General features: G+C 60.4%; 7 protein-coding genes and 1 tRNA gene. All 8 read left to right on the top strand.

All coding sequences use genetic code 11. The features are described from left to right. Positions 1-347 precede the first annotated feature (347 nt). The 8 genes from C1878_RS07595 to C1878_RS07560 all read left to right on the top strand — a co-directional run bounded on the left by C1878_RS07595 (position 348) and on the right by C1878_RS07560 (position 8764). Positions 348-1604: a radical SAM protein gene (locus tag C1878_RS07595; RefSeq protein ID WP_114601000.1), complete on the top strand. Its 1257-nt coding sequence runs from the start codon at positions 348-350 to the stop codon at positions 1602-1604. Between the two features lie 213 nt (positions 1605-1817). Next, positions 1818-2363, top strand: a complete 546-nt coding sequence (locus tag C1878_RS07590) for a hypothetical protein (RefSeq protein ID WP_114600999.1) — start codon at positions 1818-1820, stop codon at positions 2361-2363. A gap of 9 nt (positions 2364-2372) precedes the next feature. Then, on the top strand, positions 2373-2642 hold the full coding sequence (locus C1878_RS07585) for a helix-turn-helix transcriptional regulator (protein WP_114600998.1): 270 nt from the start codon (positions 2373-2375) through the stop codon (positions 2640-2642). A gap of 122 nt (positions 2643-2764) precedes the next feature. Continuing rightward, positions 2765-2840, top strand: a tRNA-Ala gene (locus C1878_RS07580). Between the two features lie 468 nt (positions 2841-3308). Then, positions 3309-4559 (top strand): ammonia-forming cytochrome c nitrite reductase subunit c552, encoded by a 1251-nt coding sequence (locus C1878_RS07575; protein WP_114600997.1) that lies wholly within the window; start codon positions 3309-3311, stop codon positions 4557-4559. Between the two features lie 275 nt (positions 4560-4834). Beyond that, positions 4835-5533, top strand: coding sequence for a cytochrome c3 family protein (locus tag C1878_RS07570; protein ID WP_114601023.1), 699 nt, complete (start codon positions 4835-4837; stop codon positions 5531-5533). Positions 5534-5770: 237 nt separating this feature from the next. After that, positions 5771-6436 carry a cytochrome c maturation protein CcmE gene (locus tag C1878_RS07565; RefSeq protein ID WP_114600996.1) on the top strand — a complete coding sequence of 222 codons (666 nt, stop codon included), beginning with the start codon at positions 5771-5773 and terminating at the stop codon, positions 6434-6436. Between the two features lie 72 nt (positions 6437-6508). Continuing rightward, a complete protein-coding gene (locus tag C1878_RS07560; RefSeq protein WP_114600995.1) occupies positions 6509-8764 on the top strand; it encodes a heme lyase CcmF/NrfE family subunit in 2256 nt (751 codons plus the stop codon). Positions 8765-8767: the final 3 nt, after the last annotated feature.

Raw genomic sequence — 8767 nt, 5'->3', positions numbered from 1 at the left:
GGGGGGGGGGGGGGGGGGGGGGGGTTCTTTGCATGATCTCATCGTTGCCGCCCTTTTTCATTGTTGGATACCGCGGTCGCCATGGCCGGCGCGCTGACGCGCCGCCTCGGCGACGTTGCTGAGGTAATGTATCATACTATAATAGTCATTAAACGATAAACCGCGAACGGGGGCCGAACGTTAGCGAACGGTGCCGTTCGAGCAGCTCGGTTTTTGCGCAACAGCGCTTTTCGCCCCAATCAATCGACAACGCCCCATCCAACCTTTAGAATGAGGGTCAACGACGAGATCGTGCCCGCCGTCCGTTTCGGGTCGGCAGGCTGACGGGGATGGCGCGAGGAGGCTTCATGAGATTCGGTGACCAGGTGGTCGCGTTCGATTTCGCCGGCATTCCCATGGTTGGCAACATGAACACGGGCTACGCCATCGGTTTGACCACCGAGGGTGCCGCCGTGTGCGACCGGCTGCGACGCGAAGACGTCGCGGAGTCCGACATCGCCGCCGTCGACGCCGCGCTGCTCGAGCACCTGGCGCGAGGCGGTTTCTTCAGCAACAAGAAGCCTGCCGAAGCCGTGGTGTCCGCCTACCTGCACGTCACGCAGCGCTGCAACCTGTCCTGCGTGGGTTGTTATTCGTACGACGACCAGCGCAACTGCCTGGACGACGCGCCGCTCGACCATATCAAGCACGCGCTCGACGAGTTGGCCGCCGCCGGCTTGGCCACGCTCATCATCTCGGGCGGCGAACCGTTCCTGCGGGCCGACCTGCCCGATATCGTGGCCTATGCGAAGAACGATTGCGGCATCCGCGCCGTGACCGTGCTGTCCAACGGCACCTGCATGACCGACGAAGCGCTTGCCGCTCTCGCGCCGAACGTCGACTGCGTGTCCGTCTCGTTCGACGGCTGCTCGGCCACGGCTCCGGCCTATATCCGGGAAGAGCAGCGCTTCGACGAGCTGGTGGCCGCCGTGAAGGCCGTGCAAGCCGCCGGCATCAAGGAAGCGCACATCATCCCCACCGTGCACGCGAAGAACGTGGACGACCTCAAAGACTACGTGCGCCTGTCGAAGGATTTGGGTGCTACGCTCAACTTCAGCCTGCTCACGTGCGCTCCCGACGACGAGTTGGCCGCCCTGCTGCCCGACGAGGAAGCGCTGCGGAAGCTGGGCGCGAGCCTGCTCACCTTGGACGACGGCAGGCCCGTGCCCGCCATGGACGCTCCCGTGAGCATGAACATAACCGTCAAGCGCAACTGCGGAGCGGGATATCGCGGTGTGAGCGTGGCGGCGGACGGCACGGTGTATCCCTGCCATATGCTCCATCGCCCCGAGCTGGCGATGGGGAACGTTTTCACCGGCACGCTCGCCGAAGCGCTCGAGAGCGAGGTGTCGGCCACGTGCCGCGCCTTGGACGCGGAGCGTTTCGATGGATGCTCGACGTGCCGTTACGGACGAATTTGCGGGGGAGGCTGCCGAGCCCGCTCGCTGTTCGCATCGGGCAGTCTGGAGTCCCAAGACTCCTACTGCGCGATGACCATGGAGTTCTACGACAAGTTAGGAGCGGCCATGAACGCCGCACTAGAAAAGGCGAAAGGAGGTGTGTAGGATGCTGTTTTATAGTGAGGAAACCCGTGGAGCATGCCCTGTCATTGGTTTTCCAGGAGGTCTTTGTTTCGCTCCGGGTTTTTAAATTGGTATTTTCACCAAAAGGTCTCTTCTTTGCAGAAGAGACCTTTTTTAACGATAATGCTAGCGTATCGCTCAGCCTGTAGCGAATGTTAAAATATATGAGATACACTAATTATTAGGAGAGGTGCAATGCAGGATATTGATGAAGTTGAAACAAGGAAAACACTTTGCAATTTGAAAAAAATATGCAAATGGATCAGCTTCATACTCTCATTTCTGCTGATTCTATTATGCGTATATTGGTTATTTGCCCTGGGTACCATGCTTTGGTCTCATTTTAGTTCTGAATACATCAATATTCGAAATGATTTAAATCTGATTAACATTTTTTTATATTTTTTGCACGGCCTAGTAGTGGCTTCACTGCTTATTGTATTTATTCGAATTTTTTCAAGCGCAGCGAAAGGCGAATCGCCTTTCGTTATGGGCCAAATAAGGCGGCTCAGAATCGTTGCAGCACTTTTACTTGCATACGCAATTGTTGACAGCGCTGTTTCTTTTAACAACACGTTAATTCAATTTGATGCGATGAACTATGGATATATTTCAACTGGAGATAGTGCCATTGTTGCCATTAACTTTACTCCGTTCGCTGCAGCAGCTATCGTTTTTGCCTTTTCTTTTGTATTTAAATACGGAGTTCTCTTGCAAGAATTCTCGGACGAAACTCTCTAGGCGCTCGCAATGCCCATCGTCCTCCACCTTGATCGCATCATGGCCGACCGCAAGATGTCGCTCAATGAACTTGCGGCCAAAGTCGGTATCACGAACGTGAACATGTCGCGCATCAAGACGGGCAAGATCAGGGCTATCCGCTTTTCCACACTCGATGCCATTTGCGAGGTGCTCGATTGCCAGCCCGGCGATATCATCGTGCACGTGTCGGCCGAAGAGGCGAGGGCGCTTTTTGGCGATGAGGAGCCTTTCGACGAAGACGGTTCAGGCGATGCCTAGTCCGGCGATCGTCTCTTTGCCCAGCATATACGCGCAAGTTCTATGGACATTTCGATTCTCTATTTGACAAAAGTGCCCAATACCTGCAAAATAAGTCCTCGCGCTAAGGCGCACATATTCGTGGGGATGTAGCTCAGCTGGGAGAGCATCACGTTCGCAACGTGGGGGTCGTGGGTTCGAATCCCATCATCTCCACCACGGAAATTTTATCGGGGCGAGGCCAACGGCTTCGTCCCGATTTGTATATCGATTATGAGGTTGCGGGCTATAGGCCAAAATGTGTGTTCGGGGACAAAAACGGGACCTATGGTCGATTTTACGCGCGTAAGGGATAGGGTGCTTCACTAAAACGCCTGATAGCGGAAAATGGCTCGCATGCTTCCCCTCAGATGAATCAACCACAGCAGAGATTTTTGTCCATGACTTACATAATCATAGTTTGATCCCCGCCGTCTTTCGATGCCTCCAAACCCCAACCCCAAAGCACACCGCAAAACCCCCGCCCTTTCTCAATTCTGACCTGCGAATAGTCAAGGGAAGGGTTTTTCCCTATGCCTCGGGTGGGAATCACCCGGCGCGGCTTCGACGCCTTCGGAACCCCCAGCGAAAAAGTGTATATTTCGTGGAGGAGAGATCTACAGAAGGTCGAAGGGAGGAGATGCTTTGATGAAAGCCATCATTGCAAGCAAGAAGACGAGATTATGGCTTTTCCTCATGTGCGCCTGCGCTTTGGTCACGGGCTTGGCGGCCTGTGCGCCGCAGCAACCGAGCGAAGGCGTCAACAAGGGAAGCGAATCGGCGGTGGACATCAAAATCCCCGCACCGAACGAGAACGGCATCATCACGGCCGAGGCGTGGAAGGACGTGTACCCGAACGAGTACGCCACGTACGAGCAGAACAACGAGAACAAGGATCCGGGCGACTACACGCAAATCTACCCGCAGATCCAAACCATCTGGGCGGGTTCCGCCTTCTCCAAGTTCTACAGCGAGCCGAACGGTCACACGTACTCGCTCACGGACATTCAGGAAACGGGGCGCAACCCCAAGACGGCGAACTGCCTGACCTGCAAGTCCTCCGAGTTCATCTTGAAGCAGGACGCCGACCCCACACTGAACACGTCGGACATCCACGAGATGGAGGCCCAGGTAACCGAGCCCATCAGCTGCTACGACTGCCATGAGAACAGCCCGGCAGACGGCTCGAAGGCCATCCGCCAGTTCTTCGTGGACGCGGTGGGCGACGACGCGAGCAAGGTGCCCGAAGGCGCCATGTCCTGCGGCCAGTGCCACAACGAGTACCTGTTCCCCAACGAGAACAAGTCGGCCGAGAACCCGTGGAAGGGCCTGGCCGAGGCCACGCCGGACAAGGTGCTGGCGTACGAGAACTCCATCAACTACGTCGACCACACGAACCCGACGAACGGCACGAAGCAGATCAAGGTGCAGCACCCCGAGTTCGAAACCATGTACGGCGGCGACATGGCCCCCATGGCCAAGCAGGGCTACAGCTGCTCCGACTGCCACATGGGCACCGAGAAGGACGCCAACGGCCTGGAGTACGCCAACCACAAGTGGACGAGCCCGCTTGAGAACGACAAGCTCATCGCCGACGATTGCTCCAAGTGTCACCAGGACATCAAGGCCGAGGTCAAGGCCAAGCAGAAGGTCGCCATCGACCGCGTCAACAGCATCGGCGACAAGCTGGTCACGCTGAACAACAAGCTCGCCGAGGCTCAGAACAACGGCATGGCCGAAGACCAGCTGAACAAGATCCGCGACCTCAACCGCACGTCCCAGTTCTATTGGGATTGGGTCATGGTCGAGAACAGCGACGGCGCCCACAACTCCGCGCTCGCCCAAGACACGTTGAACAAGTCCGAGGCGGCCGTGGACCAAGCTCTGGCAATGCTCTAAACGAAACGCGACCGGTCTCTCCGCCGCGCAGGGGAGGGGGAAGCGACCAGCTTTCCCCTCCCGGCGCATATGCCGAAATCTCAAGCCGAAGAGGGCGCCTCACACGAAAAAAGGGGGCAAAACGGGCTAATTCCCCCCAAATGGGTGATAGGCGCAACGACGACTGAGGGCTAGTATGCATGAGGTAAAGTGCTTGTGCCGACGGTTTTGCGGGCCACCCGCGAGCCGGTTGGAAGGTGCGGGCAATCGAGGATGCAAGAAAGGGGGTTATGGAGATGAGCGAAGAGGAAACCAAAGTGGAAGCCGCTGCCGAGGCAGCCGCGACCGACGACTCCACGACCGAAGAAGCCGCTCCCAAGAAAAAGGGAAAGAAGTGGCCTATCGTTGTCGGCGTTGTCGCGGTTGTTTTGATTGCAGCCGGTGCCGGCTTCTGGGTTTGGCACGAGCAGCCGAGCTTCTGCAACGCCATTTGCCACACGCCGATGGATCCATATCTGCCGACGTACGAGGCGGAGCCGGGTCAGGCGGCCGTGGACAAGTGGGGCAACGACGTCGAGGACGCCAGCGGCATGATGGCCGCCGTCCACCGCGTGGAAGGCGACACGTGCGTCAGCTGCCACGTTCCGACGATCGGCGAGCAGGTGTCCGAGGGCATGAACTGGATCACGGGCAACTACTACTATCCGCTCGAAGAGCGCGATCTCGAGCAGTTGGTCGAGGCTCGCGGCATCGAGGAGGACGCGTTCTGCCTGAACGAGTCCTGCCACAATCTCACGCGCGACGACCTGATCCAGACGACGTCTAAGCTGGGCCAGTACAATCCGCACGTGGCTCAGCACGGCGAGCAGACCTGCAGCAACTGCCACAAGGCTCACCGCGCTTCGGTGAACGCCTGCACGCAGTGCCACAGCGAGGCCTACGTGCCGGACGGTTGGCTGTCGTACCAGCAAGCCAGCAAGCTTGAGGTTGCGTAAAACCGCAGGTGTCGATAAGCGCCCTTTGGGCGCAACCGCATAACGAAGAGGGAGCCCGCCTCAAGCGTCTTGCTTGGACGGGCTCCCTCTTCAAAGATTCGAAGAACGGAACGGCTCGTTCCCGCAGAGGACGCAAAGCGGTTTGACATGGTGAATCTTTGAATTCGCCGTGCTTCCGTTCTTCGGAACTTTAGGGTGTCTGACAATTGGGCGGAAGCTCTTGAGGAGGAGGCGAGCGTGAACGCGAAAACGAAACGACGGCTGATCGTCGTCACCGGCATCATCGTCATCGTGCTGGTGGTTGTCCTGGCGGTTGTCGGGGGAAGCTCGTCGGCGAAGTCGGTGAAGATAGCCGACGTGACGGGCGGCCAGTACGCCGACCAGAAGATCCAGGTGTCGGGCAACGTGGTGGAGAACTCCTTCACGACGGACGACAACGTGCTCACCTTCGACATCTACGACCCCGACGGCGACATGACGCAGTACCTGCGCGTCGTCTACGAAGGCGGCGTGGCGGCCACGTTCGGCAACGACGTGACGGCCATCTGCACGGGCAGGGTCGACGCGGACGGCGTGCTGCACGCCACCGAGCTCGTGACGAAGTGCCCGTCGAAGTACGAGAACTCCACCGACGCGCTGGGCGTGGCGCAGCTCGCGGGATACGGCGACAGCGTTCTGGACAAGCCGGTGAAGGTGACCGGCGTGGTGAAGGACGGCACGCTGACCGCCGCCGGCCAGGGGGACCGTTTCGTCGTCGCGGACGCGGACGGCTCGGGCGAGATGCCCGTTCTGTTCGACGACGCGCTGTCCGACGAGGTGAAGGACGGCTCCGTGCTCGTGCTCACCGGCTCGCTCAACGAGGACGGCAAGTTCCACGCCACCGAGGTGGCGATCGCGCAGTAACGCGCACGACGTAGAACCATCGGATAAGCTTGGCGGCCGCGCTCGTCGCGGCCGCAACGAAGGGATACCTACATGTCAACATTCGGTCTGATAGGGCTGCTCGTCTCCTTTGCGGCCGTCGCCGTCTCCATCGTGTGCCTCCTTGCGGGCGCGCTCGCGGGACGCAAGCGCGCGGGCGGCGTCGCGGAAACGCTCACGTGGGGCGGCCATGTGGCGGCCCTCGTGTCCGCCGTGGGGCTCACGGCATGCTGCGGCATTCTGGTGTACTGCTTCATGACGGGCGACACGTCCATCGAGTACGTGGTGCGCCAGCACTCCGACTCCTCCAGCTCCATCGCGTGGCTCTACAAGCTCTCGGGCCTGTGGGCCGGGCGCGAAGGGTCGCTGTTGTTCTGGGCATGGCTCATCTCCCTGTTCAACGCGGTGGTGGCCGTTCGCAACCTGAAGCGCCAGGAGAAGCTCGACTCCATGGCGCTGCTCGTGTCGCAGATCGTGCTGGCCGCGTTCGTGGGCGTGACGCTGTTCTCCGAGAGCAACATGCCGTTCACGGCCACGGCCTCGCAGTACTTCGACGCCCAGGGCAACCTGCGCGGCGAGGCGGCGCTCTGGGGCATGAACACGCTGCTGGAGCACTGGGCCATGGCCATCCATCCGCCCACGCTGTTCGTGGGCTACGCCGGCCTCACCATCCCGTTCGCCTATGCCATCGCCGCCGTCGTGACGAACGACTCGTCCAAAACGTGGGTCGTGCGCTCGCAGCGCTACGCGCTGTTCTCCTGGTTCTTCCTCGGCATCGGCATCGGCTTGGGGGCCGTGTGGGCCTACGTCGTGCTCGGCTGGGGCGGCTACTGGGGTTGGGATCCCGTCGAGAACGCCAGCCTGCTCTCCTGGTTGGTGGGCGTGGCGCTCATCCACAGCTTCACCGTGTACCGTCAGCGCGGCGCGTTCAAGCGCTGGTCGGTCATGTGCGCGTGCCTCACGTTCGCGTTCGTCGTCGTGGGCACGTTCATCTCGCGCTCCGGCCTCGTGCAGTCCGTGCACGCGTTCGAGGGCGACAACGTGTCGCTCGTGCTGTTTGGCGGCCTCATCGCCGCCTCCGTGCTGGTCGGCCTCGTGGGCATCATCGTGCGCTGGAAGTCGTTCGGGCCGGCCACGGCCGGTGGCGACGACATCTCCAGCATGGTCTCGAAGGACGCCGCCTACTACTTCAACAACCTCCTCATGATCGTGTTCACGCTGCTGCTCACGTTCATGACCATCGCCCCGGCGCTGCCGTTCGGCCTGACGTTCTCCACGGGAACCTACGACGCCATCGCGCGGCCGTTGGGCATCCTGTACCTCATCGTGCTCACGGTGTGCCCGCTGCTGTCGTGGGGCAAGACGGAGGGCAAGCGCTTCTGGAAGCGCGCCCGCGTGCCCGGTATCTGCGCGCTCGTGCTGTTCGCGGTGCTCATGTTCTACTACGTCACCTACCTGCTGCCCAGCTACCAGGACAACGTGGCGTACTACGCGGCCTTGGCGGCCCAGGGCAGCGAAACGGCCAAGGAGACGCTGTCCACGCTGAGCCCCGCTTGGTACTACAACGGCCTGACGGTCGTGGGCTTCTTGGTGGCCAGCCTGCTGTTCTTCAACTCGCTGTTCATGCTGGGGCGCGGCATCCGCGCGTACCGGGAGAAGAACGGCGTCGGCGTGCTCTCCGCCGCGTTCGGCATGTTGGTGAACCGCGCGTCGTCGTTCGGCGGGTTCCTGTCGCATTTGGCCATGGCCGTGATCTTGGTGGGCCTCATCGGCTCGTCGATGTTCGTGACCGAGCGGACGGGCTACGTGGGCTACGACGAGGCAACCGATACGACCACCGAGGACTTCGCCATTCAGGACTTCACGCTGAAGTACACGTCGAACTCCGTGGAGGAGATGGCGAACGGCGACGACATCCTGTACACGGTGAACTACGACGTGTTCAAGAACGGCCAGTTCGTGGGGTCGGTGTCGCCGGCCGTGCAGCTCGTGCAGTCCACGCAGCAGCAGAAGCTCGTTGCGGGCGTGATCTCGTTCCCCACGGAGGACCTGTTCGTGGTGTACAAGGGCGTGAACAAGGACGGCGACTTCTCCATGGACGTGCGCGTGAACCCGCTCATCTCCGAGGTGTGGATAGGGTTCGGGCTGCTCATGGCAGGCGTCGCGATAGCCACCCTGGGCCGCCGCGGCGCGAAGCGTGGCAAGCTGGCCGAGGAACCTGCAAGCGGGAACGAAGGATCTTCGGCGCCAGCCGATCCGACCGGTGAAGGGGCGAGCGCCCTCGCGGAAGAGAAGAAGGAAGAGGCTTAAAGA

The organism is Gordonibacter sp. 28C (assembly GCF_003339845.1).
GTDB lineage: Bacteria > Actinomycetota > Coriobacteriia > Coriobacteriales > Eggerthellaceae > Gordonibacter.
This window is presented reverse-complemented; position numbering and strand designations above follow the sequence as displayed.